This window comes from Rhodococcus sp. EPR-147, assembly GCF_001647185.1.
Taxonomy (GTDB): Bacteria; Actinomycetota; Actinomycetes; order Mycobacteriales; family Mycobacteriaceae; genus Rhodococcoides.
This window is the reverse complement of sequence record NZ_LVCU01000069.1, coordinates 18,972-45,617: the sequence shown is the minus strand read 5'-3', so window position 1 is coordinate 45,617 and position 26,646 is coordinate 18,972. Positions and strand designations below refer to the sequence as shown.

The window sequence follows — 26,646 nt, the reverse complement described above, 5'->3', positions numbered from 1 at the left end:
ATGTCAAGCACGAATGTGAGTGCCGTCACCCTCCTCGATACTGCCCGAACGGACGCATCGATTCGATTTCCCTGGTCCAAGCCGCTTGACGAATCGTCGCAGACGTCGAATACTCGTCATCAGCGTCAATTACCGAAAGGCAGTTCATGAGTATTCATCGTGTGGGCTTGGTCGTACCGAGCTCCAACGTCACCGTGGAAACGGAGATGCCCGCATTGTTGGCGCGACATCGACATGCCCGGTTTTCGTTCCACTCCTCGCGCATGCGCATGCAGGCCGTGTCGCCGGAACAATTGCGGGCCATGAATGCCCAGCGCGAACGGTGCATCCTCGAATTGGGCGATGCCGGAATCGACGCTGTTCTCTATGCGTGCCTCGTCGCCCTCATGGTCGCCGGGCCCGGGGAACACCAACGGGTGGAGGGGCTCGTCGCGGAACAACTCGCCACGGGCGGGTCCGATGCAGCCGTCAGGTCGAGCGCGGGCGCTCTTGTGGAAGGCCTTCGTGCCCTGGACGCCAAGAACATAGTTCTCGTGACGCCGTACATGCGACCACTCGCGGAGAAGGTCGTCGACTACATCGAGGCCGAGGGCATTCGCGTACTCGATTGGCGTGCGCTGGAGGTGTCCGACAACGCCGAAGTCGGCTGCATCCCAGGCGAACGAGTCATGGACGCGGCACGGTCGTTGGATCTCACCGGTGCCGACGCCCTGGTGATTTCCGCGTGCGTACAGATGCCGTCCCTACCGCTCGTCCAGGCTGCCGAGGACGAATTCGGCATCCCCGTTCTGTCGGCCGCGACGGCAGGTGCCTACAGCCTGCTCCGTGCGCTGGACCTACCCGTCGATCTTCCGGACGCCGGCTCACTTCTTCGGGCAGACGCCGTCGTCACGTCCTAGATCGTCACTTTCGTAGAGAGGAAATCTTCATGTCCGACTTGCCACACAAGGTCCGGGGCGTCGACCACGTCGCCTACCCCACGTTCGATCCGGCAGCAACGGTCGAGTTCTACCGTGACGTTCTCGGGTTCCCCGTCGTCCACTCCATCTGCGCAGCAGGATGGGGCCCGGAGAAGCATCCGGACTTCATCCACTTCTTCTTCGACATCGGCAACGACGACCGACTCGCGTTCTTCTACTACTTCGGTCTCGAACCGTTCGACGGAGGACCACAGGGTGATTCGTACTCGCGTTTCGCCGAGGACGTACCGATCTTCTTCATCCGCTCGCGTCATCTCGCGATTCACGTCGACAGCGAAGCGGACCTGATGGAATATCGGCGACGGTTGGACGGCAGTGATTGGCCCGTGGAGATGCAGATCCAACACGAGACGATCGAGTCGATCTACACACACGATCCCAACGGCTACATGATCGAGCTCACCCGCGCGATGCGTCCGGTCACGCCGCAGGAAGATCTCGACGCGAACCTGACGATCGACGCCCTGATCGACATCGTGCGCGGACCCGACCCGAGCATGGCGAACCTGTTGACCCGCAAGGCCGAACTGATCGTCGAACGTGCGGCCGACTGGTCGGCCGAGAACGAGGTGGGAGTGTCGTGACCACGTTGTATGTGCTCGACATACCCGAGAACACCAGTATCGCCTCGGTGGCCGACGTCGACCCAGCCGTACGCGTCGACCACGTCGGCCCGTACTTCCGCATAGTCTCGGACAAGGACATCGTCATCGATCGTCGAGCCACCGGATGCAGGCACGCCGTCTGGTACAGCAGCGTCTCCGGCCTGTCGGAGTCTCGAATCACGCAGTGGGACAAAGACGCCCTGCGCGTCGAGCAGTCATGAATCGGACCCGACTCGGTGCTGGACGCTACCTCGATGCGGCCGAGGCACCGACGAACACCGTCACGTCGACGCACGAGCTGACCACTGCCGATGGCGCCAAGGTCAGTGGAGTGTTGCGAACGGTTCCCGGCGCGGACCTCGTCGTTGCGTTGATGCACCCGCGCCAGGATCTGACGCATCACGTTCTCGTGCCAGAGCTGCTTGCACGCGGATACGCAGTGTGGACCCAGGGCACGCGATCGGTGAACAACGACATCTCGCTGGTGCACGAGCAGGCTTTGCTCGACGCCGCGGCCGGGCAGGTGTTCCTTCGCTCCCGCTCTTTCGATCACGTTGTCACACTCGGACACTCGGGCGGTGGAACGCTGTTCGCGTTCTACTGCGAGCAGGCCGGGCTCACGCCCGAGGAGCGGCTGGCAGCAACGCCGGCCGGCCGGCCGATCGACCTCGCATCCGCGGAGATGCCCGTACCGGACGGTGCGATTTTCATGGCTCCACACCCGGGACAGGGCGCGCTGCTGCTGCGACTGATCGATCCGTCCGTGGTCGACGAATCGGACCCCATGTCCGTCGACCCGGCACTCGATCCTTTCGACAGTGCGAACGGATTCGTCGAGGCACCGGAAAGCTCTCACTATTCCGCCGATTTCGTTCAGAAGTACCGCGCCGCTCAGCTCGAGCGCGTCACTCGCCTCGACGTGATCGCGCGGTCACGGGTCGCCGAAGCATCCGAGGCCCGACGGCGTTTCAAGACAAACGGCAACGCCCACGACCGTCGAGAGGCGTTGGCACCGCGGATATTGACCGTCTATCGCACCGATGCGGACCTGAGATTCACCGACCTGTCGCTCAGTTCCAACGCCCGCCCCTACGGTTCACTGTTCGGCCGGCGGCCCGATCTGACGAACTACGGACTCGTCGGCTTTGCGCGCTTGTCCACGCCGGATGCCTGGCTGTCGACGTGGTCCGGTCTGAGCTCCAATGCCGACTTCGTTCGGTGCGCACCGTCGGTCACGGTCCCGTCGTTGTTCGTCGAATTGACCGGCGATCAGGCGTGTTTCCCGGAGGACGCGTCGAGAATGGTCGAGGCTCTGGGCTCAGTGGACAAGTCTCACGTGGCGATCGAGGGCACCCACTTCGGTGGCCCCATTCACGATGGCGCGCCCACCGGCGCGTCTCTGGCCGCCGCCGATATCGGTGACTGGTTGTCCCAACACTTCATCTGACCCTCTCGCGAGCGGAATATCATGTCACGTAACACTTTTTCTCCCGTCGTTGCGCTGTGCCTGGCGGCCTTGACGTTGGAGGGGTACGACCTTCTGATGTACGGAACGGTGGTGCCGTCGCTCCTGGCGTACGAGCCGTGGGACCTGGATCCGGCGACCGTCGGTGTACTCGGATCCGTGGTGGGAGTCGGCATGCTGGTCGGGGCACTCGCCGCGGGCAGCATCGCGGATCGTTGGGGCAGACGACGCGCCTTGATCGCCGCGGTCGCCCTGTTCTCGGCCGCAATGGGATGCTGCGCAATTGCACCCTCGCCCGAATTGTTCGGAGCAGCGCGATTTGTCGTCGGCGTCGGTGCTGGGGTTCTGATGCCGACCGCGGCGTCGATGCTGATCGAATTTTCCCGCCTCGACACCAGAGCGAGAACGGTCGCACTGGGGTTCGTGGGCACCAGCGTCGGCGGTATCGCAGCGGGGATCCTGTCGCTGTGGCTCGTCCCGGCATTCGGCTTCCGAGCGATGTTCGCAGCTGGGATGATCCCGGCGTTGTTGATTCTGCCGATGATGATCGGATACCTCCCCGAGTCGCCCGCCTTCCTCAACGCGCGGGGTAGGACGGATGCAGCACAAAGGATCTCGACTCGTTACGGACTCGAGGACACAGTCGAGGTTTCCGGTGGTGAGCCGACATCGACAGATCGCGGAATCGCTGCGCTGTTCACCGCGAACCGTGCGCGAGTGACGTTGTCCTTCTGGGTGATGACCCTGCTGTGTCTGCTCGTGTTGTTCGGCGTCGCGACCTGGTTGCCTGCAGTGATGCGATCGGCCGGATACCCGCTCGGTGCCGCACTGTCATTCCTGCTGGTGCTCAACGTCGGCGGTGCAGTGGGCGCGCTCGGCGGCGCTTACCTGGCGGACCGGTTCGGCATCAAGCCGGTGACGACCCTCGGATTCCTTTGTGCAGCAGTGTCGTTGGCATTGATCGCGACCACTCCCCCGATCGGGATCGTGTACGTTCTGGTGCTGATCGCAGGAATGGGAACGACCGGGACGCAGATCCTGCTGAACACCTTCATCGGTGGCTACTACCCCGTGTCCTGCCGGACCACAGGACTGGGCGTCGCGCTCGCGGTGGGGCGACTGGGCGCGATCGTGGGTCCTACCTACGGTGGACTGTTCGTCGCCGCGGGTGCGGGAACCAGCACTCAGCTTCTGGCTTTCGCCTTGCCGGCGATCATCGGAGCCGGGGTGACGATTCTGATTCCGGCGGGACGACAGCTGCGTAGCAGCCGAGCCTCTACGTCGGAAGGTCTACACCAGGTACCCGAGGCAAAATGAGTGCATTCACGATCGGATTCACTTTCCGGTCCATATCGGGTCCCGTTTCTGCATGAAGGCCATGATTCCCTCGACAGTGTCCGCCGATCGGCTCAGTGACTCCAGGGCCTGTTCGCTGAGTTCCCAGCTGCGGGCTTCCGTCTCGATCTCGCCGTCATCGATCCCGCGAGCGACGCGCTTGCTCGCCTGAACAGCGAGAGGTGCGTTCGCGGAGATGACGTCTGCGAGGGCAAGAGCAGTGCTCATCACTTCGGCCTGAGGAACGACGCGGTTGACCAATCCCCACCGGAGCGCGTCCTGGGCGCTCATGGCGTTCCCGGTCAGCAGTAGCTCCAGCGCGACAGCACGCGGCAGGGCTGTGGTCAATCTGAAGACCCCTCCCGCTCCGGCGATGAGACCGCGCTTCACTTCGGGAAGTCCGAAGGTCGAATTCTCCGCGGCTACAACAAGATCACCGGCCAATGCGAGTTCCGTGCCACCGCCCAGGGCGCTGCCGTTCACTGCGGAAATCACCGGTTTCGCAATGTGGTGTTTGACGATTCCGGCGAAACCCCAGTGCGCGGTCTCGGGTGGAGTCACTCCCGCGGGCCCGGATGTGCCGAGAGCTTTCAAATCTGCTCCGGCGCAGAAGATTTTGTTGCCTGCGCCCGTCAACACCACAACTCGAATGTCGTCTGTCTCCTGCGCAAGCTCCCATGCAGCGCCCAAACCGCGGTGCACATCGGCGTTGATGCTGTTGGCTGCCTCCGGCCGGTCGATGGTGACGACGAGGGTGTGTCCCCGCACTTCGGTGAGTACCACTTCGGACACGTCGATCCTCATTCCTTCGGGCCGTGAGACCCCACAACACTAATTCAGACAGTCACTGTCTGCAATGGTTCGGCCTGTAGCCCGGTCGTTCAACGGCTAACTCAACGCTCGCAGAACGGTGTCGACGACCACTGTCGAGTGGTCAACGGCAGCAGTGGTTCTCGATCCTGAGTGCGCCTGCGAGAAGAGCGCACGCGCCAACACCGCTCCCGTCACGAGTTCGAGCAGTAACGTCGTCGACGTGCCCTCGGGCAGCTCTCCACGCGCGACAGCCCGGCGGACGATGCGTCGAGCAGTGACGAGGCGGCTCTGGTTGAGAGTGTCGGTGAGATGGGACAACAGGTCCGGATTCACCCTCGCGTCGAGAGTCACCCGTAGCGAGACCAAGCCGGAGAGCTCCCCGTAGCCGACGGCCAATTGTTCCGCAAGTTCGACGAGGTCCCCACGGACCGATCCGGTGTCGATCGGCGTCGACAGCGGCGACCGAGCTTCGAGCGCCTGGACCAGAAGTTCTTCCTTGTCGGCCCAGCGGCGGTAGAGCGCTGCCCGGCCGACCTTGGCCCGCCGCGAGACTGCGTCGAATGTGAATCCGCGCCAACTGGTTTCCCAGTACACCTCGAGCACGGCGGTGTACACGCGGTCCTCCATGTCCGCGTCACGGGGCCTGCCCGGTCCTCGGGGAGAATCTTCAGACATGACTGCATCCTCTCACCGGTCTGCCGGCCGAACGCGACGATCACATGCAGAAATCGACGGCAAGGTTCCCTTCGCTGTCCACCAGGTCTATTCGGCGTCCGACGGCCGACTCGTTCTGCACGGACACGAGGTCGTGAAGCGTCGTTGCGAATTCATGTCCAGCTCGGCCCGCTACCCGCGCCCCATCGTCGGTGGCAGCCACGACAAACGCTTGCTCCGGCAGGCCGCTACGGTCGTACGTGACCGTAGCCGTCTCGATGGTCGCCGGTCCCGAGTAGCCGTGCACGACGCGTGCCGGCGTACCCGACACAGTCACCTGCTCCGGGTCGCCGATGTATCCGTCGCGATGAGCTCTCGTGGACAGCAGCACCACGTGCTGGTACGTCAGATAACCGCCGTTTGCATGAACCAATGCGACTCCGGAATTCTTGCGCAGCAGTCGCGTCGATTCCGCAATGGCATGGAGCGAGTAGCTGCTCAACGGCCCACCGAAGAACGAATGTCCTCCCAGGACAGTGGGAGTCGCCCCCTCGGCCAGGCCGAGCTCGTCGGCCAACAGGTTCGGCACGATCGGAAAGCAGCTGTATGCATCGACGAATGCCAGGTCCTCGCTGGCCACCTCGGCCCTCGACAGTGCCCGCCGCACGGCCGCGCGAAGAGCTGGTGCGTCGTCGAACACCGGGCGCGCCAACACATCCGGATTGTCGACTGCACCCGCACCACCCCACAGGTACACGATTCGATCCTCCGCCACACCGGCCTCACGGGCGGTCGCCAAGGAACAGACCATGACCGCAGCTGCTTGATCGACGAACGGCATGGCGTTCATCGATAGCGGATAGCAATCGGACACAGACCGATTCGATGAACTGACGGTGCCGATGTCTTCCGGCGTGCGTGCAACAGGGCTCCATGCAACGGGATGTTCGGCCGCAATTGCCGAGAAGCGGGAGTACATGTCGGCCGATTCGCGCATCCCCTGGTCTGGGTTCAGGCCACGGCTGTGGGCACGCGCGTTCTCGAAGAGCGGGTAGATCTGTACCGGTGCCAGGATTCCTGCTCGCTGCATTTCGGCGCTGCCGAGGTCCTCGGGCGAGAACGACGGAGGGCCTCCCGGTACGGTCGTCCAACCCGATTCACCGGGGTCCACACCCGCTTTCGTCATGGCACGGACGGAGGCCTGCGCCTCGCCGCCCACCACCAGTGCTGCAGTAGTGCGTCCTTCGGCGATATCTCGACCGACCTGGTCGAGTAGGCACGCGGGGTGATGCCCACCGATCGTGCTCGAGGAGCTGGATGTGAGGGTGACGCCCAACCTCTCGGCGACCAGAGCCGGAAGATCGGCGTAGTTCCAGCTCGTGGTGCGAACTGCATGTATCGCATCGAGCTGCGCGCTCAGACCCGGTGCTCCTGTGTCCTCGATCGCCGCATTCACAGCGCGCAGAACGAGATCGAGCGGCTCGATGGCGCTCTGCGCAGTGCCGTCGCCTGTGAACTTCAGGTCACCCACACCCACGATGACCGGGACTCGTTCCGCATTGATGGACATGCACACAGGCTATACGGACACAAATTGTCTGCAATCGATAACCGTCCTGTCAAGAACAGCGACTCACCGAGTGACCGCCGGCCGAATTCGGAGCGTCCGTGCACCCACTCCCCCACCACCCCGACCTGGTGATTGACATCACAGGGACCGGCCGCTATCTTTCAAACTGACATCAGTTCAGTTTGACGAACGTTGCGGCTGGTTCGAGCGCGTACGTGAAGTCTGCGATCGATGTCGCCCGACTCCACGTCAAACGATGGCTCGCCGAGTTCTTGGGAAGTCATCGACGTGCCCGAAAGGAACGCAGGCATGAACAAGTTCAGGACGACGCTCGTTGCCGTGATTGCAACGGCCACGATGGTAGGCCTCACCGCATGCGGAGGCTCGTCTTCCACCGCGTCCGCTCCGGTGGAGGGCGACTGGGATGCCGTGATCGCTGCCGCGAAGGAGGAGGGCAGTGTGATGCTCTACTCCAGCCAGAAGCCGGCCAACCTCGATGCGCTGACAGCGGCTTTCGAGGCGCAGTACCCGGAGATCGACATGGAGTACGTGCGCGGCACCGACTCCGAGATCAATCCCAGGGTAGAAACCGAGAACCGAACGGGGGCAGGGATCGCTGACGTCCACATGACCACCGACGCCTCCTGGATCGAGAATGCCGCCGAATCCGGCCGATTCTCCACCGACCTCATCGGCCCCGACCTGGATGCGCCCGCTTTCGATCCTGCGGACAGCGTCATCAACGATCGGTTCTTCCTCTCCAGCGCAGCGGTGTTCGGACTCGGGTGGAATACCGCAGCGGTGCCGGACGGCGTCGACGCTCCCGAGGACCTGATCGATCCGAAGTTCCAGGGCAAGATCGGCATCGTCAACCCCACCGGGTTCGCGTCGTACGTCGATCTGTACAAGTACTACTCCAAGACCTTCGGAGAGGACTACTGGAACCAGATCGCCGAACTCGCGCCCCGGGTGTACCCCAGCGCACTCGCAGTAGCGCAAGCTCTGACCTCGGGTGAAGTGACTGTCAGTCCCATGGTTCAGCCTCTCGTCACCGAGGTTGCCGCAGGCGCGCCGGTCGACTGGGCATTGCCGGACAGTCCGTGGGGAACACCTTGGTACTCAGAGGTTCTCGGTGCTTCCCAGCATCCCAACGCAGCGCAGGTGCTCGCGAACTTCATGGTGACAGCCGAAGGACAGCAAGCACTGAACGGCGGCTACGCGGCCGTTCTGCCGGATATCGAGGGTGCAGTCGCGCGAGCCCAGGACATCGCATCGCCCGACCTCGCCGAACTGACGCCGGAAAAGGTCGAGCAATACTCACAGGAATGGCAGACCCTGTTCCAAGGCTGACCCTCCACTGTTACCGAGTTCGCCTGGGCGCTCGACCCACGACATGCACTGTGACAGCCACGCACACCGATACTCCGAAAGTGAGTACGCAATGACCTCTCGATTCGCGGTCTCCGGACTGACGAAGAAGTACGGTACGAACGTCGTTGTAGACAGCCTCGACCTCGAGATCGAGCAGGGCGAATTTCTGGTCCTGCTCGGGCCGAGTGGTTGCGGCAAGACCACGACGTTGCGGTGCCTCGCCGGACTGGAGACACCCCAGGGCGGCTCCATATCTTTCGCGGGCCGGACAGTGTTCGATGCGTCGTCGAAACTCCATGTGCCTGCGCACAAGCGGAACATCGGCATGGTGTTCCAGTCGTATGCGCTGTGGCCCCACATGACGGTCGCAGAGAACATTCGGTACCCGTTGACGGTGCGCAAGCTGAAGAAGGCGATTGCCGACGGCGCGGTCGAGACGGCCGCGAACATGGTCGATTGCGGTGCGTTGCTCGACCGGTACCCCTCGCAGCTCAGCGGCGGCCAGCAGCAACGTGTCGCGGTCGCTCGCGGGCTCGTGGCGCAACCGGATCTGGTGTTGTTCGACGAGCCTCTGAGCAATCTCGATGCGCGCCTGCGAGATCAGGTCCGATCGCAGATTCACCAGTTGCACCAACAGCTCGGTTTCACCGCCGTGTTCGTCACTCACGACCAGTCCGAGGCGTTCGCTCTCGGCGACCGTCTCGCGATCATGAAGGCCGGAAAGATCGAGCAGTACGACGAGCCCGAGCACGTCTTCGAGAATCCGGCGTCGGAATACGTCGCCGCGTTCATCGGGATGGGTAATCGGCTCGAACTGATGCGCGGCCACGACGGATGGGTCACGAGCGGCTCGGACGTCATCGACCTTCAGACGGCCACCGTTCGTGAGCGTGCCGACGAGGGCACTCGTGCCGTAGCGCGGTTCCGACCGGACGACGTGCTGTTGCACGACACTGCCGACCAGGTGCCGCCCGGAAACATTGCCCTGCACGCAGAACTCGTGACGTACGAATACGGCGGTCGGTACTTCGACGTGGCAGTCAAGACCGGCGACGAGCAGTTGACGCTGCGAGCCACGGCTACCGAACACAGTGCGGCGCTGCGGCGTAGCAGGCCCGGACAGCCGGTACTCGTCAGCTTCGCGCCGTCGTGTCTGCGGGTGTACGCGCTGCCCGACGCGTCGTCGGCCGCGAGCTCCGAGCTCGTCGGTTCCGCAGGAAAGACCTCGTGATGGCCACGCTCGTCGACGTCGAACGTCCCGAGTCCACCGAGACGACCGGTAAGCGCTCACTGGCGATCTCGCCGAATTGGCGCGCGCGAATCGGGTACGCCGCCGTCCTCGCCGTGTTGGCCTACCTGGTGGTACTCCCCATGGTGCGTCTGCAGATGCTCGCGTTCGAGGACGGAGCTGCCGGATACCGAAGTCAGTACGGCCGCTTCGACATCGGCGTCACCCTTCGAACCACGGTGGCGTTGGCGCTGGGTTCGTTGGTCATCGCGATGGTGCTGGGAACGCTGCTCGCCTTCGCCGCGAGCAGGCTTCCCGCCAAGCTCGGTTGGCTGCGTGTCATTCCCATCCTGCCGATCGTGATGCCGGCGGTGGCAAGCGTGGTGGGGTGGGCATTCCTGCTCTCCCCCGGGCCCGGTTACCTCAATGTGGTGTTGCGCCTGCTGCCGTGGTGGAGCGGATCGGACAGTGGGCCGATCGACGTGTACACCGTCCCGTGGATCATCGTTCTCACCGGCTTCGGTCTGACGTCGTTCGTCTATCTGTTCGTCAGTTCCGGCATGCAGAACATCAGCTCCGAGCACCTCGAAGCAGCTCAGGTCAGCGGATCGTCCACGGTCGGAATCTTTTTCAAGATCGTCCTCCCGCTGCTTCGACCGTCCCTCATCTACGGCGGCGGTATCGCGCTGCTCCTCGGACTCGGCCAGTTCACCGGCCCCCTGCTACTGGGTGCGAACACCGGAGTCAAAGTGCTGACCGCCGAGATGTACCGCCGGGTGTCGGAGTCCCCGTCGGACTTCGCCGCGGCAGCGGCCGCCGGGTCTCCGCTGGTGATCTTCGGACTGGTACTCGTGCTGGCGCAGAAGGCGTTGCTGGGCAACCAGACTCGTTTCGTCACGCACGGCGGCAAGGCATTCGCGCCGTCCACCGGTAAAGCCACGTGGGCCACGGTCACCATCGTGGTGTTCGCACTCTTCGCCCTGGTCATCCCGCTGGTCGGTCTGATCATCGTCTCGTTGACGCCGTACTGGTCGGGATCGTTGTCGCTGAGTCTGTTGACGCTGGACAACTTTCGGGCACTGATGGATACGACGGCGGTGGTGGAGTCGGTCCTGACCAGTGTGCTGACCTCACTGGGCGCGGTCGCGATCTGCATTCCGCTCGGATACCTGATGGCAAACCTTCTCGTCCGCGGTCGTCGGTTCAGAATTCTCGCGCTGATCGCAGACCTCATGACCGCACTGCCACTGGGCATCCCGGCCGTGATCTTCGGCGTCGGATTCCTGCTCACGTACACCGAACCGCCGCTGATCCTCTACGGAACCAGAACGGTGATCATCCTCGTGTACATCGTGCTGATGCTGCCGTTCTCGACGAGGATGCAGATGACGGCCATGCTCTCGCTCGGCAACACGTACACCGAGGCGTCGGCCACCAGTGGCGCGTCGCCTTTCGTGACGAATCTACGAATCATGTTGCCGCTGATGCGTCCGACGATCCTCAGTGCCGTCGCGCTCATGTTCATCCTGCTGACCCATGAATTCGCCGCGTCACTTCTCGTGCGAGCGTCCACCACTCAGGTGATGGGCACGCTGCTGTTCGACATGTGGCAGAACGGCTCCTACCCACTCGTGGCTGCAATGGCACTACTGATGACTGCTGTGACCACGATCGGTGTCGCCGCGGCGATGCTCGTCGGTGGGCGCAACGTACTGAGCAAGCTCTGATGGGCGCGCAGTCCCGCCTCCAGGACAAGGTCGTTCTGGTCACCGGGGCAACCGGAGGAATCGGCACCGCGATCGTCGAGCGTCTGGCCTCGGAAGGGGCCGTGATCGTGGTGACCGACGTCGACGGTAACGCGTGCGCAGCCCTCGTGGCGGACCAGGCCGACAGTGAACGCCATCTCCCGATCGCACTCGACATCACCCGGGAAGATCAGTGGCACAGCGCTGTCGAGGCAGTGGCCGCGCAGTACGGTCGGCTCGACGCCGTGGTCAACAACGGTGCCATCGGTAGCCTCGGAACCGTCGTCGACGAGGATCTCGACCGCTACAACCGAGTTGTCGAAGTCAGTCAGACCGGGACGTGGCTCGGAATGAAGCATGCCGGCGCGTATGTCGAGCGCTCCGGAGGAGGATCCATCGTCAACATCTGTTCCATCCTCGGCAGCGTCGGCGGCCTCGGCAACAGCTTCGCCTACGCCGCGGCCAAAGGCGCTGTGCGCACGATGACCAAGAATGCAGCCCTGCACTGGGCCACGAAGGGTGTTCGAGTCAACTCCATCCACCCTGGCTTCATCGGCACAACGCAGTTGCTCGAACGCTACGAGGGCTCCGAACGTCACAGCGCCATGATTGCGCACACTCCGATGGGTCGACTGGGGACCGGGGCCGAAGTGGCTGCCGCCGTTGCCTTTCTGGCCGGGGACGACTCGACGTTCGTCACCGGGACCGAGCTGTACGTCGACGGCGGTTGGACCTGCGACTGACCGCTCGGGTAGGGCTCTCGGGGCGGATGCTTCAGCAGGTGGTGAAGAAGTCCACCCCGTTGGAGGTCCGCGCCGACAGTCTGCCGCGCTGGACCAGAACGTCCAGGTGCGCCAGCGTCTCGCAGGTCGCCACCATCTGGTTGAAGCTGTCCAGGCTGGCGAACGATCGATCGTGCCGAGTCCACGTCAGGCCGGCCGCCACGTCGACCCCGGTTGCCCGAGCAGCAGATTCGACGCCGCTCTCGGTAGCGGCGAGACGGCGATCGTGGTGTTCGAGCAACTGCCGGCAGCGCTCGTGCACGCCGGCACCCGGATGGCCGTGCGACGGCAACATCGCCCGGTCCGGTTCGTCGAGCATCGCGGTCAGCGACGTCAGGTACTTGCCCAATGGAAGGTCCCACTCACCGAGCTCGAACCCGATCGACGGCGTGATCGTGGGCAGAACGTGGTCTCCCGTGTAGCACACGTTCCGGTCGGTGTCGTGAAAAACCATGTGACCCTTGGTGTGCCCGGGGGTGTGTACAGCGACAACCGCATGGCCGGGAATGTCGACGGGACCGGGTTGCAACCACGCGTCCGGTAGCTCCCAGTCCGAGGCGTCGAAGGGTTCGGCCTTCCCGCTCTCGGAGGCGGTGCGAGCGATCTCGAACGCGCCCGCTCGCTCGAGTTCACGGATCGAGCTGACCGGCACGTTGCTGCGCAACCGACCGATCGCTTCGATGCCCGGTGCCTCTGCGGCACCGAGATGCACCCGGGTTCCGTATCGACGACGCAGCTCGACGGCGAACGTGTAGTGATCACGATGCACGTGGGTGACGTACACGTCGTGAATTTCGGACGGCCGACGTCCGATGCGACGCAAGGCGTCGACGAGCTCGTCGTGGGTGGAGGCTCGGTGCCAACCGCCGTCGATCAGGACCAGCCCCGTATGAGTCTCCAGCACGTAGACATTGATCGCGCGCAGACCGTCCTGAGGCATCTGCAGAGGAACGCGATGGACGCCGTCTGCCACTGCAAAACAGCCTGGATCGGCCCACGACGAGGTCATCCCGCGTCGCTCGCGAGAGGCACCATCGTCTTCTCGTCGCCATACCACATCATCCGTCGACCACCCATGGTCCCGACGTGGTCGACAGCGGCTTTCCACTCGTCACTGGCCAAGGCGGCCTCGAGCGCGTCGCGCGACTCGAAGCTGAGCACCGACAGCCCGTCCCACCCATTGGACTTGCTCCCGAATGCTTCGAGTAGTTCGGTGTGCTGCCAACGGAGCAAGCCGGGCAGGGGGTACGTGACATCGGCGTGCTCCCCGCGCCACCACGTGATGAACTGCTCGTGCGTCCACTCTTCCGGACGGGCGGCTACGAGTACCAAATTGTACATTTCTCTCCTAAGTGAATTCTGTTCAGTTCAAAAGAGGGTAAAGGTCCGCTGCAGATACAGCTCGCGCTGTTACTTGCGGACCACTCGGATGGCGGCGTCCGTCACCAGTGCAGTGATGTCGTCGATGGTCAGTCGGCCGTCGGGCCGGTACCACCGCCATACGCTGACCACCAGAGCGAGCACCAAACGCGCAGACATCGTCGGATTCGACTCCGCGAACTGGCCCGCCTCGATCCCCCGCACGATCAATGCGGTCCAGTTCTTTTCGATCCGTTGCACGAGTTCACGGCACTCGACCCGTTCGGCCTCTTCCTTCGCGGACTGGCGTTCGGTCGCCAAGAGGTCCATGTGGTTGTGCAGAATGCGACGGGCCAATGCGTCCTGAGGAGATGCCGCCAACGACGCGGCAATCGCCGCGCGCAGTGCATCCTCGGCATGCGTCACGCCGTCGGTGGCCGCCACGAAACGGGCGGCGGAGTCGGCGAGTTCGATGCGCATGATCGTCAGCAAGCAGTGCGCTTTGGATTCGAAGTAGTGATAGAGCGCGGTCTGACCGATACCGACCTCGTCGGCGATGGACGCCCACTTGGTGTGCTCGTATCCCACTTTGCCGAAGTGGTCTATTGCCGCCGTCAGAATGCGCGTTCGCTTGGACCGCGGGCTCTCGCGCCGAACATCGGTTCCTACGGTCATGACTGCCCCTACTGATAGAACGTACAACCCTCCGGTGGGAGTTTACATTTTTCGATGTGAATTCGAGTCAGTTGCGGCCGCAAGCTGTCGAGCCAGCGCCGTCGCATCGGGCCGGGACAGCTTGCCGACACGATTCTGCGGTAAGTCGGCGACGGTGAAGACGTACTCCGGCCACTTCGACTTGGGGAAGTCGTCGTGTGCCAGCTGCGCCGTGACGTCGTCGAGTCCGAGGTCCTCACCACCGGTGACCACGAGAGCTGCTGCGCGCTCCCCCAGCAGATCGTCGGGCACCGGAACGACACACACCTGCACCACGGACTGCAGCGATGCGATGGCCGACTCGACCTCGTTGATGTCGATGTTGCGTCCGCCGCGGATGATGATCTGCTTCTGCCGACCCATCACACGAATCGAACCGTCCGACGCGACCTCCACGAGATCACCGGTCGGAAGGAATCCGTCGGGCGTCAACTCGGGCGGGACCGGAGTCCCGGCTCGGGCGTACCCGACGAACAGCGACGGGCCCTTGACCTGGGCGGCACCGATATCGTCCGCGGGGAGCGGACGGCTGTCCGAGCCGACGGCCCGCACGGTGGTACCGGGAAACGGCCGACCGTCGCGTCCGAGGCGGATCGACGTCGGGTCGTCGAGAGCAGGTGTGGTGTGCCCCAGGCACTCGGACATTCCGAACACCCGTAGGAACGTGGTCTGCAGCCACTGTTCGGCCTTGGCGAGCGCGCGCTCGTTCATCGGTCCGCCGCCGACCGTCATGGCGCGCATCGTGTCCAGCGCGCCTTCGGAGTTCGGTGCGACCGAGAGCTGCAGCGCCATGGTCGGTACCAGCATCGTCCAGGCAATCCGGTGTTCCTTCGCTGCCCGCAGAGCCGCCTCCGGGGACCACTTCCCGATGGCGACCATCGGACCTCCCAGTAGCGCAGGCAGATACATTCCGAAGCAGAATGCGGCAACCGACGACAGCGGAACGAAGGCACCGATCGCCTCACCCGGGCGGAGGCCGACGGCATCGATTGTGGATCGAGCCGCATACCTGATGGCGTCCTCGGATTGCACCACGCACTTCGGCCGGCCGGTCGAACCCGAGGTCATCGCGATCGCATCACCTCCGTTCCATCGGGCGACGGAGGCGAACGGTGCATTCGATGCCCGCACGCGATAAGGGCCGAAGACGGGCTTCTCCACGGGAAATCGGTCGTCGGGCACACCCCAACGACGCAGGGTCTCGGACGTTCCCACGACGACGTCCGGTCGAATGTCCTCGAGTGCCAGCGCGAACTCCGACTCCGTTGCATGCGGGCTGACCACCGCAACCACACCGCCGGCGAGACCGACTGCGAGCGCAGCCGCGACGGTGCCCCAGGTGTTGTCCGCCTGAATCACCACGGTCGGCGGGCTGGGGTCGATACCGCCGAACACGTCGGCGAGGGATGTCGCCGCCTCGACCACGGTCCGGATCGTGTGACTGCCGTCCTCGTCGACGACTGCGACGGCATCGGGGGTCTGTTCGGCGCGGATGACCATCTCGCGAGCAAGCCGTTTCACTGGTGTGACTCTTTCCTGGTACGTGATGCGCTCATGTCGAGAACTGCACGGCCGGTGACGGATCCATCCCGCAACCGGTCCTATGCCGAGATCGCATCGGTGAAGGGGAAGGTGGTGATTTCAGCGCGCAGCAGGCCGTCCTGCGCAAGTGCGACAACGGCTTCCAAATCGGCACGCGTACCCCAGAACGGCGCATCCACTGTCCATCCCGCGGCCAGACCGACGTCCTTCCCGGCTGTCAGTCGACCGCCGGCACTTCCTACCACCACGAGTGACCCACCTGAACGAAGCAAGTCGGCCGCAGGCGCGGTCGTGGTCGGCGCGCCGACGAAGTCGAGGACGAGATCCGCACCGTTCGGTGATTCGACCCGTTGCGCCGCAGCGGAAACGGAATCGTAGAACTTGTGCGCTCCTGAGGACTCGGCCAGGGCACCGGCCTCGGCCTTGGAATCGATCGCGATGATGTGCGGCACGCGCATGGTGCGCAGGATCTGCAGGGCAAGGTGGCCGAGACCGCCGACTCCGATCACGACCACGTTGCTTCGGTCGTCGATCACGGCGGAGTTGGTGCGAATGGCGTGATACGCGGTCAGTGCCGCGTCCGCCAAAGGCGCGGCACCGAGAGGATCGAGATCACCGATCGGAACCAGTACGCGCTCGGACGGCACCAGCATCAGCTCCGCGATGCCGCCCGGGTACCCCAGACCGTTTCCGATGGGGGCCAGCCGACCGTCGGGACGCCGAGCGAGGCTGCGACAGTAGTTCTCTCTGCCCCGCAGGCAGTTCGGGCACGTTCCGCAGCTCCAGATTCCGTGTACGACAACGGCGCGACCGATCCACGAAGGGTCTGCCGACGGTCCCGCCGAGACGACCGTTCCGGCCACTTCGTGCCCCAGAGTCAGCGGCAGGTCGTAGTCGAAAGTCTCTGCGCTCGAGCTCATCACGTGCAGATCGGATCCGCACAATCCGGCGGCATCCACCCGAAGCAGAAGTTCGTGGCCGGTCGGCACCGGGTTCGGCACCTCCCGGAACTCCGGTGCGCTCCCCCACTCGCGGACCTGCACGGCCAACATCAGCGAGCAGTCCATCCGCCGTCGACCACCAAGGTCTGACCGGTCATGTAGGAGCTGGCGTCCGAGGCCAGAAACAGCACGGCACCGTCGATCTCGCCGTCGACGCCGCCGCGTCCGAGCATGGTGTTTCGCCGCACCCACCCTGCGGACTTGTCGTTGGTGAACAGGCCATCGGTCATCTCGGTATCGAACCACCCCGGCACCACGGCGTTGACGCGAACGCCTCGACGACCCCACTGACCGGCGAGTTCACGGGTGAGGCCGAGCGTGCCGGCTTTCGACGCCGCATAACTTGCACCCCCGATGGGAGCCGTGGACACCAGGCCGATCACCGAGGAGATGTTGATGATCGAGGTCGCGGTACCGCTCGGAATCTTGCTCACCGCGTACGTGGCCAGATGGAAACCGGCGACGAGGTTGACGTCGAGGATGGACTGGAAACCGTCCAATGTCTCGTCCTCGGCGTTGGGAGGGCCGGGCTTTCCGGCATTGTTGATCAAGACATCGAGCCGGCCGGATTCTTCGAAGCAACGGTCGACGAGAGCCTTTCGGTCTCCGTCGTCGGTGACGTCGCACCGAACGGGCACGATGGCCGGGATCTCGGCCGACAACGCTTCGAGGCGGTCGAGCCGTCGCGCGGCGGCGTACACCGTGGCTCCTGCCGCGGCTAGAGCCCGGGCGAAACCGAGGCCGAGCCCCGACGAGGCACCGGTGACCACAGCGACGCGACCGGTCAGCGAGAACATGTCCTGGGTCATGTGTCCACTTCCAAACTGATTGTCGGACAATACGAGTGATCGGTCAGTAGACGGAGGTTCGGCCGCCGTCGACCGGGATGATCGCGCCCGTCGTGTACCCGGCGTCGTCCGAGGCGAGATGGGTGATCAATCCGGCGAGCTCGTCGGGCCGCCCCAGCCGCCCGGCCGGGAGCCGATCGACAATCTTGCCGATGAACTCCTCGTCCCAGTTCTCCGACATGTCGGTGGCGAAACCGCCGGGCATCACACAGTTGACGCGCACGGTGGGCGCGTATTCCTGGGCGAACGCGCGGGTCAGCGCATTGAGCCCGTTCTTGGCTGCTGCATACATCGCCTCGGGTGGGCTTGGTCGCTCGGCACCGATGCTCGAAATATTGATGATGGATCCACCTCCCGCAGCCGCCATCCGGTTCCCGGCCACGGCCATCAACCGGAACGGACCCTTGAGATTGACCTCGATCGTCTTGTCCCACAGTCCTTCGGTAACCGACACGAGGTTCTCGGCCAGCGGCGCGATCCCGGCGTTGTTGACGACGATGTCCAGGCCACCGAATCGCGTGATGATGTCGTCGACGGCCGGTTCGATGCTGTCCCAGTGCCCCACGTGCAGCGCGTACGGATGTGCGCTGCCCGGGCCCGAGTCGCCCAGGCTCGCGACTGCACTCTCGCAGGCGTCTAGCTTGCGGCTCGACACGATGACCGTCGCGCCTGCGTCCTTCAGTCCGCGCGCGATCGCCAGACCGAGGCCACGGCTCGCTCCTGTCACCAAGGCGACCTTGCCGCTCAATTTCGGTGTGCTCATGAGTACCTCTTCACCTCGAGTCGGGCGATGGTCCGCAAATGGACTTCGTTGGGGCCGTCGGCAATCTGCAGAGCTCGGGTGATGGCATACAGCCGAGCGAGAATGGTGTCGTTGCTGACTCCGGCCGCGCCGTAGGTCTGCACCGCTCGGTCGACGACCTTGTGGGCCACCTCCATCGCTGCCACTTTGATGGCAGCCACTTCCGAACGGGCCGAGGCATTTCCGGCGGTATCCATCAACCAGGCCGACTTCAACACCAACAACCGGATCTGGTCGATCTCCATGCGGCTGCGGGCAATCCACTCACGCACCACACCTTGATCGGACAACGGTCCGCCGAATGCCTGCCGAACGAGCGAGCGCCGACACATCATTTCAAGAGCGCGCTCGGCCATGCCGATTGCCCGCATGGCGTAGTGCATGCGGCCGGGGCCGAGTCGCCCCTGTGCGATGGCGAATCCGTCACCCTCCTCGCCCAGCATGTTGGCAGCGGGCACGCGCACGTCGGTGAACTGAACTTCGCCGTGCCCAAGACGATCCTGGAACCCGAACATGGGTAGGTCGCGCACTACCTCTACGCCGGGGGCGTCGGCCGGAACCAGAATCATGCTCTGCCGGCGGTAGGTGGAACTGTCCGGATCCGACTTCCCCATGAAGATCATGAGCTTGCAGTCGGGATCGAGAACGCCGGAGGTGTACCACTTTCGGCCGTTGACGACGTACTCGTCCCCGTCGCGAGTGATGGTCGAGGTGATGTTGGTGGCGTCCGAGCTGGCGACATCGGGTTCGGTCATGGCGAACGCAGAGCGAATGGAGCAGTCCAACAGCGGCTTCAGCCACTGCTCCTTCTGCGCCTCCGTGCCGTACATGGCCAGAATTTCCATGTTGCCGGTATCGGGTGCGGAGCAGTTGATCGCCTCGTTCCCGATGATGGAACGGCCCACGATCTCGGCGAGCGGCGCATATTCGAGATTGGTCAGCCCGGCACCGAGGTCGTCGTGGGTCATGAACAGGTTCCACAGCCCCAGATCGCGAGCGCGTGCCTGCAGATCCCGCATGATCTGCGGTTGCTCGTGCGGATTGTCGTTCGCGGCGATCTGAGCGTCGTAGACACTCTCGGCCGGGTAGACGTGATCGTTCATGAATGTCTCGAGCGTGGCCGACAATTCGGCCGTCCGCTGTGAGTAGGAAAAGTCCACTTCCGTGTGCTCCTGTCGAGTGATGGTGCGTCAGCGCGCGAGCAATGCGGTGCCGGTGTCGATCAACCTGCGGATGGTCGCGGGCAGCTTTTCCTGATCCGGGTCGATGTGCCGCCCCTCGCGGTGCCGACGCAGGTTGTGGCCCATGATCGCCGCCATCTTCAGCCGTCCCAGGGCGTCGAACCATGTCATGTCCGGCAGCGCCGGACCGCTTCCGGTATAGCAGGCGATCAGTTCGTCGGTACTGGGCAGACCGGGCACGTCGCGGCCGACACCGGGAAAATTGGTGCCGTCGGCGAAGACGAGAAACCATCCCAATTCGACGCGTGGATCACCTGCGCTCCAGATCTCCCAGTCGATCAGAGCCGCCGGCTCGAGACCGTCGGAAATGATGTTTCCCAACCGATAGTCCCCGTGGACGAGTGTGGGTGTGATCGCGGTCGGAATGTCTCGGCGGAGCAGTCGAACCAGCTCGTCGGCACCCTCGACGAGTTCCACCGGAACCGCAGCGAGCGTCTTGGACCATCGGTCCAATTCGTCTGCCGGCGAGAGAGTGTCGCCCGTATCGGGAATGCGCTCGAGCGGCACGGCATGCAATGCCGGCAGCACCTCTGCGGCTCGCCGCATGCGAGCGGCAGCGATGCTCGATTCCACCTCGGGGTCGTCCAGGACCGGTTCGAGTGATTCACCGACGACGAGTTCCATCGCGAACCACGCCGGCTCCTGCTCATCGACCGCCACGATTGCCGGTACCGGCACGTCTGTGTCGGCGAGCGCACGCAGAATGGATGCCTGCCGGAGCATGTCGTGCCGCCCGACCGAACGCTGACCCTCCGGGACGGCCTTGACGACGAAGTCGCCGTCGGACGTTCCCACTCGATACGTCAATCCGGAATGGCCGCCGAGGAGCGGTTCGAATGTACTGACGGTGACGCCCAGCTCGGCATGCAGCGCGGCGGTCACACGAGTGCGCAGTGAGGATTCGGTCACGGTCGTGGCTCTCTCGGCAGACCGAGCACACGCTCGGCGATGATGTTGTGCTGAATCTCGTCGGTACCGCCGGCAATTCGATATCCCGGGGCCCCGAGTAGGTGCTCGGACCACGCGAACGTGCCCCACCCTCCCGAGTCGGACGTCAGTTCACGCCCGAGCAGCAAGCGCGCGACTTCGGAGGTCCTGGCCATCGTGTCGGTGGCCAGGAGCTTTCCCAACGATGCTTCCGGACCTGGATCGTTGCCGGCGATGACGGCACCGGCCACTCTCATGTTGCCGATTCGCTGCACGAAACTACGTGTCACCAGATCGGCCACGGCGTCGCGCTCGATCTCGGTCAGCTCGCGGCCGAGGTTCTGGGCAAGGGCCACAGCGCGATCCGCGTTCGCCAGGCCGAGGTTTCCGCCGTCGAGACGTTCGGCCGCGAGCACTGTCAGTGCGACCTGCCAGCCCTTGCCGACCGGACCCAGCCGGTAGTCGTCGCTCAGGTGCACGCCGTCGAGATACACCTCGTTGAACGAGCTTCCCCCTGTCATCTGACGAATGGGGCGTACGTCCACCCCCGGCGCGTCCATCGGGATCAGGAACATGGTCAGACCGGCGTGCTTGGCGACGGTGGAGTCGCTGCGGCACAGAGCGACTCCGTAGTCCGCGACCCGCGCCCCCGACGTCCACACCTTGTGCCCGTCGATCGTCCATGAGCCGTCGTCGGCCTGCGCCGCTCGTGTCCGTACCGCCGCGAGGTCGGAACCGGCCTCGGTTTCGGAGAACAACTGACATGCAATGACGTCGGCACGAAGCATCGCGCGGACGAACCTCGTCCGCTGCGGTTCGGTGCCCCACTGCGCGATGGTGGGTGCCACCAACTGCTGAGTGACAGAGAACATCTCGGTCCTCTTCGGCACGTCGAACATGTCCTCGACGCGTTTGAATGCCAGTACGTACGACAGTGGCAGATCGCGACCGCCGTACTCGATCGGTGAGTTCAACGCGCCCCACCCGGCATCGAACTTCGACTGCTCGTACGCAGCGATTTCGTCGGTGTGCGCCTGCTCTTCCTCCGCGGTCCAGTTCTCGAACACGGCTACCGTGTCGGGACCGACGCCCCAGATGGAGTCTGTTCGCGGTGCTGCAACGGTTTTCAACCACTCCGTTGCCTGGTCGGTGAATTCACCGATGCCCAAAATCGTTCCTTGTGTCACTGTATTGCCTCGGGTTCGTGTCGTGTCAGACTGTCAGCACGGTGCAGGCGCTGATGCCCGGTGCGCCGTACACGTGGGTGAAGCCCACTCGCGGATTGCCGGGCACCTGGCGTTCGCCGGCCTCGTCACGTAACTGAGTGACGATCTCGTGCACCTGGCGGAGACCGGAGGCCCCGATGGGTTCTCCGTTCGCGATGCATCCACCGTCGGTGTTGATCGGCAGTCGCCCACCGATGTCGGTTTCCCCCGCCGCGATCAGGACTTCCTGCTCGCCGGGCTCACAGAACCCACATTCGGCCATGTGCATGATTTCGGCACCGCTCTCGGTGTCCTGAAGCTGCGCGACGTCTACGTCCTGCGGGGTGATACCGGCCTGCTCGAAGGCTGCGCGTGCAGCGTCGGCGCTCACACTCGTCGGCTCGCCCTCACCTTGGATGGACGGACTGAACACCTCGAAGGATCCGAACCGGCGGGTCCGGTGGGTGATGGCGGCGAGCTTGATCGGACGACCACCCGCACGCTCGACGTATTCCTCGCTGGCAACGACGATCGCTGCTGCCCCCTCACCCGGCGAGCAGAACATGTAACGGGTGAGCGGATCGTTGACCATGTCGGCTTCGGCGATGGTCGTGGCATCCATTGCTTCCCGACGCCAGGCATTGGGGTTCAGAACTCCGTTGCGGTAGGCCTTTTCGGCGACCAGGGCCAGCGTCCGACTCGAGATGTCGTGTCGCCGCATGTACCGGGAGATCTTGGCACCGAAGAACTGAGTGGTCACCATCAAGCCGGCCTCGCCGTAGCCGTCGGGTAGTCCCCATTCGGCCGGTCGTGGATCGAAAGCGCCGCGCGGATGTTTGTCGAAACCCACCGCCAAGGCGACGTCCGCGGAGCCCGAACGCACCGCGTTGACGGCCGAGAACAACGCGCTTCCGCCTGTTGCGCAACCGTTCTTGACGTTGGTGAACGGGATACCGGTGAACCCGAGTTCGGCGACGAGAGTATCGGCGAGACCCGAGCCGTCGCTACCACCGAACGCGACCTGCACATCCGGCCAGGCCAGACCGGCATCGCGCAACGCGCTGCCGATCGCGGTGACGGCCATCTGACGACCGGACACTCCTGGCTGGCGTCCGAATTTGGACAGACCGGCACCGATGATCGAGACATTCTGTGTCACTGCGTCATTCCTGTCGATTCCGGTCGCGGACCGAGTGTGTCGACCGCGAATCGGGGCACCGGCACGGTGGACGTCAGACGCACCGGTGCCCCATCCAGTTCGTCGAAGCTCTCACAGTCGATGATCGCTTCGATCTTGATGCCCTCGGGCAGTTCCACGTAGCCGACTGCGAAGGGCACGAACCCTCCGACCGGTGGCACGTATGGAGGAGACTTGGGCGCGAAACGCTGAATCGTGTAGGCCCACAGGTTGCCTCGCGTACTCAGGGTGATGTTCTCCGCAGTGGGTGTGGCACACCTGCTGCACATCTCACTCGCGGGGAAAGCCACGGTACTGCACACCGTGCACTTGCTGCCCTCGAGTGCGACGGCCGTTGCCTGCTCCATTGATGCTGCCTTTCGGGCTGTTCGGTCAGAACGCGGACGTGGTGCGGATCAGCGCCCGACCCACTTGGGCTCACGCTTCTCGAGGAATGCGGTGACGCCCTCCTTGCCGTCCTCGGACTGGAGCGCATTGCCGACTGCGAGATGCTCCATGACCATGAGCGACTGGATGTCTGCATCCAGACCGCGGTCGATGCACATCTTGGTCAGCTTCATCATGAACGGGCTCTTGTCAGTGAGGTTCCCGATGAACTCGTCGACGGTCTTGTCGAGGTCCTCGGCCGGCGCGGACGCATTGATCAGGTCGAAGTCGACCGCCTCGGTGCCCGAGAGCAGCTTGCCGGTCAGCATGAGTTCCTTGGTCTTCCGGATACCGATCATGCGGGGCAGGCGGTAGATCGGGCCGGCACCACCGAACAATGCACGGCGGATGTGGAAGTCGCCGATTCTTGCGTCGTCCGCCGCGATAGCGAAGTCGCACGAGATCATCAGTTCGAATCCACCGGCGGTGACGTAACCCTCGAGCACCGCAACGGAGGGAGTGTTCATGGAGTACAGACGATCGCACACCTTCGCCGACAGGACGGCGACGTCCATTGCGGTAGTAGTGCCGATGAAGTCCGACAGCAATTCGTCGAGGTCGAAGCCCGAGCAGAAGGTGTTGTTGACTCCGCGGAGCACGAGAACCTTGAGGTTCGGATCGTTGTCCACCTCGACGATGATCTCGTCCAGACGATGCAGCAGCTCTACTGTGACAGCGTTCTTCTTGTGCGGGCGGTTGAGCCAGACGCGAGCGACGTCGCCGTCCTTCTCCAACAGAATGTGGTCGGTGTCGATCATGTGACAGCCTTTCGAGAGTGTGCAATTTGAACTGGATTCACTTCAGTATTGATCATCGAGGCGATGGCGTCAATAGCCGATCCCCGGCGACCGCAGCAATCGGTCTACACGGCAAGGAAATCGGCGATCCGCGCCCGATGTGCCCGCGAATCCCCCTGCAGCGCTTCGTTTCCCAGAACTCGGCGGAAGTAACTGTGTGCAGCGTGCTCCCACGTGAACCCCACTCCCCCGTGCAGTTGCACGGCCTCGTAGGCCACGTGCACCGCGGCGTCGCCACACACAGCACCCGCGACGGCAATCGCCAGACGGGCCTCGTCGGGATCCTCGTCGTGCACCGCAGCGGCATACCGGGCGGCCGATCTGGCCCGCTCGAGTTCGATCAACATGTCTGCCAACCGGTGTTTGATCGCCTGGAACGAACCGATGGGACGGCCGAACTGATGACGCGTCTCGACGTGATCGAGAGTCATCTGCAGTAGGGCGTCGGCGATACCGGTGTTCTCGCACGCGAGCGCCAGAGTCGCCACGTCCTGTATCCGCGCGATTGCGTCGCCGGCCTTCTCGGCCGGCACCAGAAGCGTCGCCGGGGCGCGGTCGAACGAAACGTCCGCTTGTCGCCTTGTGGAGTCGACGACGCGTCGATCATGCAGCGCGGAAAAGCTTTTCGCAGACACGCCGAAGAGTGCGACGCCGTCCGGGCATCGGGCACTGACGACCACGAGATCGGCTGCTCCACCTCCGACGACGAACCGCACCTGTCCGCTCAGGACCCACCCGTCGTCGGTCCGGTCGGCATCGACGTCGTCGGACTCGGCGGTCAGTGCGCTCACTGCGGCAACCGTGGTGCCGCCGAGAACTCCCTCGAGCAGGTTTGAGTTACCCGCCTCCATCATGGCGCGAACGCCGACGGCCGCATGCTGATAGACGGGTTCGACAACCAGAGCGCGACCACATTCCTCCAGAACGATGCCGAGCTCGACCATGCCGTAGCCGAGTCCACCCGACTCCTCCGGAACAGCCATGGCGGTTACGGACATGTCGTCGACCAGGCGTTTCCACAGTTCGACCGAGTAGCCAGGGGCAGAGTCCGCAGCGGCGCGCACCTGCTCGATCGTCGAGTACTTGGCGAGCACGCCACGGATGGTCTCGCGTATCTCGGCCTGCTCGCTGCCGGGCGTCAGCGCCGGCGGCTCCGAACGAGGCCAGGGGACTTGTGCGTCGCGGTGAGATGAGGTCATGTCGCTCCACTCGAGTTGAATTCAATTCTTGTGCGAACTCTAACGGGTGAAACGCTCGACAAACAGGGTTTGCCTGAACTAAGTTCAATTCATGCCATTGGAGATTGTGGAGTATTACGCCACCCTGGACGCCGGGCACCTGGACGAGGCGGTTGCGATGCTCGCCGAGGACGTCGCCTTCTCGATGATCCTGCCGGGCGGGGCCAATCGAAAGACCGGACGGGCCGCCATGCTCGAATACCTGGCGGGTCGGCCTCCCGTCGACCGAAAGCACCGAGTTCTCCGATCGTCCGTCGACCACGACCTGCAATTCGTACACGGCGCGGTGACCGAGGGCGATCGGACCACGGGCTATTTCGTCGGGGTCATGCACATGCGCTCGGACGGCCTGATCGACCGGTACCAGGTCTCGTTCGATGCCGAATTCGCCCTCCTCGATACCGATGAAGGATCGTCGATGAACTCGAACATGCAACCGACGCCGACTCTCCAGCGCTGGTTCGAGTACATGGATTCCGACGACCCGGATCGGGTCCTGACCATGATCTCGGCGGACTTCCGTATGTCCGTGCAGTTTTCCAAGGGACACGGCGAGGCAGCCGAGTTCGTGGGCGACCGCGACGGGCTCGTCGCCTACCTCCAGCAACGCGAGAAGAGCACCCTGATTCATCATCTCGATCGCGGCGCGTCGGTCGACGGCACCGAGATGGTGCTGGGACGGACCACCCGCGACGGAGCCTTCGAGGCGTCGTTCAACGCCTCGGCCCAACTCGACGACAACGGGCACGTCCGACGGTTGCTCATCGCCCGCACGCCGGAATTGGCGTTCGACTAGGAGC

At 63.9% G+C, this 26,646-nt stretch carries 27 protein-coding genes and 1 pseudogene; 11 read left to right on the top strand and 17 right to left on the bottom strand.

From position 1 onward, the window contains the following. Positions 1–146: 146 nt before the first annotated feature. The 5 genes from A2J02_RS03330 to A2J02_RS03310 are packed head-to-tail and all read left to right on the top strand — an operon-like array spanning position 147 to position 4,367. A complete protein-coding gene (locus A2J02_RS03330) occupies positions 147–899 on the top strand; it encodes a maleate cis-trans isomerase family protein (RefSeq protein ID WP_068046738.1) in 753 nt (250 codons plus the stop codon). Positions 900–928: 29 nt separating this feature from the next. Next, positions 929–1,564: a VOC family protein gene (locus A2J02_RS03325; protein ID WP_068046735.1), complete on the top strand. Its 636-nt coding sequence runs from the start codon at positions 929–931 to the stop codon at positions 1,562–1,564. Next, positions 1,561–1,806 carry a hypothetical protein gene (locus A2J02_RS03320; RefSeq protein ID WP_068046732.1) on the top strand — a complete coding sequence of 82 codons (246 nt, stop codon included), beginning with the start codon at positions 1,561–1,563 and terminating at the stop codon, positions 1,804–1,806. Before A2J02_RS03325 ends, A2J02_RS03320 begins: the two co-directional genes overlap by 4 nt. After that, positions 1,803–3,032, top strand: a complete 1,230-nt coding sequence (locus tag A2J02_RS03315; protein ID WP_068046728.1) for an alpha/beta hydrolase — start codon at positions 1,803–1,805, stop codon at positions 3,030–3,032. Before A2J02_RS03320 ends, A2J02_RS03315 begins: the two co-directional genes overlap by 4 nt. 21 nt (positions 3,033–3,053) lie before the next feature. Beyond that, a complete protein-coding gene (locus tag A2J02_RS03310) occupies positions 3,054–4,367 on the top strand; it encodes an MFS transporter (RefSeq protein ID WP_068046725.1) in 1,314 nt (437 codons plus the stop codon). Positions 4,368–4,385: 18 nt separating this feature from the next. Here the strand turns inward: A2J02_RS03310 and A2J02_RS03305 are convergent, their stop codons facing one another. The 3 genes from A2J02_RS03305 to A2J02_RS03295 form a co-directional block, all read right to left on the bottom strand. Beyond that, a complete protein-coding gene (locus A2J02_RS03305) occupies positions 4,386–5,177 on the bottom strand; it encodes an enoyl-CoA hydratase-related protein (protein WP_068046929.1) in 792 nt (263 codons plus the stop codon). A 96-nt stretch (positions 5,178–5,273) separates the two neighbouring features. Next, entirely contained in the window at positions 5,274–5,873 is a 600-nt protein-coding gene (locus A2J02_RS03300; protein WP_068046723.1) for a TetR/AcrR family transcriptional regulator, read from the bottom strand. A gap of 40 nt (positions 5,874–5,913) precedes the next feature. Further along, positions 5,914–7,422, bottom strand: coding sequence for an acetyl-CoA acetyltransferase (locus A2J02_RS03295; RefSeq protein ID WP_068046720.1), 1,509 nt, complete (start codon positions 7,420–7,422; stop codon positions 5,914–5,916). A gap of 309 nt (positions 7,423–7,731) precedes the next feature. Here A2J02_RS03295 and A2J02_RS03290 point away from each other — a divergent pair, with 309 nt between their 5' ends. The 4 genes from A2J02_RS03290 (at position 7,732) to A2J02_RS03275 (ending at position 12,509) form a co-directional block, all read left to right on the top strand. Next, positions 7,732–8,772: a substrate-binding domain-containing protein gene (locus tag A2J02_RS03290; RefSeq protein ID WP_068046718.1), complete on the top strand. Its 1,041-nt coding sequence runs from the start codon at positions 7,732–7,734 to the stop codon at positions 8,770–8,772. 91 nt (positions 8,773–8,863) lie between these two features. Continuing rightward, positions 8,864–10,024 carry an ABC transporter ATP-binding protein gene (locus tag A2J02_RS03285; protein ID WP_068046715.1) on the top strand — a complete coding sequence of 387 codons (1,161 nt, stop codon included), beginning with the start codon at positions 8,864–8,866 and terminating at the stop codon, positions 10,022–10,024. Beyond that, a complete protein-coding gene (locus tag A2J02_RS03280; protein WP_082899473.1) occupies positions 10,024–11,748 on the top strand; it encodes an ABC transporter permease in 1,725 nt (574 codons plus the stop codon). Before A2J02_RS03285 ends, A2J02_RS03280 begins: the two co-directional genes overlap by 1 nt. Further along, the gene (locus tag A2J02_RS03275) at positions 11,748–12,509 is read left to right on the top strand and encodes an SDR family NAD(P)-dependent oxidoreductase (protein WP_068046713.1); all 762 of its coding nucleotides are present in this window, start codon (positions 11,748–11,750) and stop codon (positions 12,507–12,509) included. Before A2J02_RS03280 ends, A2J02_RS03275 begins: the two co-directional genes overlap by 1 nt. A 31-nt stretch (positions 12,510–12,540) precedes the next feature. On the opposite strand, the gene A2J02_RS03270 is transcribed toward A2J02_RS03275, so the two are convergent. The 14 genes from A2J02_RS03270 to A2J02_RS03205 all read right to left on the bottom strand — a co-directional run bounded on the left by A2J02_RS03270 (position 12,541) and on the right by A2J02_RS03205 (position 25,807). Beyond that, a complete protein-coding gene (locus A2J02_RS03270; protein ID WP_068046709.1) occupies positions 12,541–13,557 on the bottom strand; it encodes an MBL fold metallo-hydrolase in 1,017 nt (338 codons plus the stop codon). Next, entirely contained in the window at positions 13,554–13,889 is a 336-nt protein-coding gene (locus A2J02_RS03265) for an EthD family reductase (RefSeq protein WP_068046706.1), read from the bottom strand. Before A2J02_RS03265 ends, A2J02_RS03270 begins: the two co-directional genes overlap by 4 nt. Positions 13,890–13,958: 69 nt before the next feature. Next, positions 13,959–14,582 carry a TetR/AcrR family transcriptional regulator gene (locus tag A2J02_RS03260; protein ID WP_068046703.1) on the bottom strand — a complete coding sequence of 208 codons (624 nt, stop codon included), beginning with the start codon at positions 14,580–14,582 and terminating at the stop codon, positions 13,959–13,961. Positions 14,583–14,624: 42 nt separating this feature from the next. After that, positions 14,625–16,142 carry a class I adenylate-forming enzyme family protein gene (locus A2J02_RS03255; protein ID WP_094639732.1) on the bottom strand — a complete coding sequence of 506 codons (1,518 nt, stop codon included), beginning with the start codon at positions 16,140–16,142 and terminating at the stop codon, positions 14,625–14,627. Between the two features lie 80 nt (positions 16,143–16,222). After that, on the bottom strand, positions 16,223–17,215 hold the full coding sequence (locus tag A2J02_RS03250) for an alcohol dehydrogenase catalytic domain-containing protein (RefSeq protein WP_082899474.1): 993 nt from the start codon (positions 17,213–17,215) through the stop codon (positions 16,223–16,225). Further along, on the bottom strand, positions 17,215–17,973 hold the full coding sequence (locus A2J02_RS03245; RefSeq protein ID WP_068046695.1) for an SDR family NAD(P)-dependent oxidoreductase: 759 nt from the start codon (positions 17,971–17,973) through the stop codon (positions 17,215–17,217). Before A2J02_RS03245 ends, A2J02_RS03250 begins: the two co-directional genes overlap by 1 nt. A gap of 43 nt (positions 17,974–18,016) precedes the next feature. Then, the gene (locus A2J02_RS03240; protein WP_068046692.1) at positions 18,017–18,775 is read right to left on the bottom strand and encodes an SDR family NAD(P)-dependent oxidoreductase; all 759 of its coding nucleotides are present in this window, start codon (positions 18,773–18,775) and stop codon (positions 18,017–18,019) included. Then, positions 18,772–19,974: an acyl-CoA dehydrogenase family protein gene (locus tag A2J02_RS03235; RefSeq protein WP_068046689.1), complete on the bottom strand. Its 1,203-nt coding sequence runs from the start codon at positions 19,972–19,974 to the stop codon at positions 18,772–18,774. Before A2J02_RS03235 ends, A2J02_RS03240 begins: the two co-directional genes overlap by 4 nt. Positions 19,975–20,004: 30 nt before the next feature. Further along, a complete protein-coding gene (locus tag A2J02_RS03230) occupies positions 20,005–20,964 on the bottom strand; it encodes a phosphotransferase family protein (protein ID WP_068046686.1) in 960 nt (319 codons plus the stop codon). Continuing rightward, on the bottom strand, positions 20,961–22,169 hold the full coding sequence (locus tag A2J02_RS03225; RefSeq protein ID WP_068046683.1) for an acyl-CoA dehydrogenase family protein: 1,209 nt from the start codon (positions 22,167–22,169) through the stop codon (positions 20,961–20,963). The genes A2J02_RS03230 and A2J02_RS03225 overlap by 4 nt, the downstream gene beginning before the upstream one ends. A 25-nt stretch (positions 22,170–22,194) precedes the next feature. Beyond that, a complete protein-coding gene (locus A2J02_RS03220; protein ID WP_068046680.1) occupies positions 22,195–23,346 on the bottom strand; it encodes a thiolase family protein in 1,152 nt (383 codons plus the stop codon). After that, the gene (locus A2J02_RS03215) at positions 23,343–23,732 is read right to left on the bottom strand and encodes a Zn-ribbon domain-containing OB-fold protein (RefSeq protein WP_068046677.1); all 390 of its coding nucleotides are present in this window, start codon (positions 23,730–23,732) and stop codon (positions 23,343–23,345) included. The genes A2J02_RS03220 and A2J02_RS03215 overlap by 4 nt, the downstream gene beginning before the upstream one ends. Before the next feature lie 48 nt (positions 23,733–23,780). Further along, complete coding sequence (locus A2J02_RS03210; protein ID WP_032366859.1) at positions 23,781–24,569, bottom strand: enoyl-CoA hydratase/isomerase family protein; 789 nt, start codon at positions 24,567–24,569, stop codon at positions 23,781–23,783. 104 nt (positions 24,570–24,673) lie between these two features. Further along, on the bottom strand, positions 24,674–25,807 hold the full coding sequence (locus A2J02_RS03205) for an acyl-CoA dehydrogenase family protein (RefSeq protein WP_068046675.1): 1,134 nt from the start codon (positions 25,805–25,807) through the stop codon (positions 24,674–24,676). Positions 25,808–25,898: 91 nt separating this feature from the next. Between A2J02_RS03205 and A2J02_RS27065 the strand changes: the two are divergent. Next, positions 25,899–26,195, top strand: a pseudogene (locus A2J02_RS27065) (nuclear transport factor 2 family protein); the annotation flags it as partial. A gap of 69 nt (positions 26,196–26,264) precedes the next feature. Further along, the gene (locus A2J02_RS03200) at positions 26,265–26,642 is read left to right on the top strand and encodes a hypothetical protein (protein ID WP_068046924.1); all 378 of its coding nucleotides are present in this window, start codon (positions 26,265–26,267) and stop codon (positions 26,640–26,642) included. The last annotated feature ends 4 nt before the right edge of the window (positions 26,643–26,646 follow it).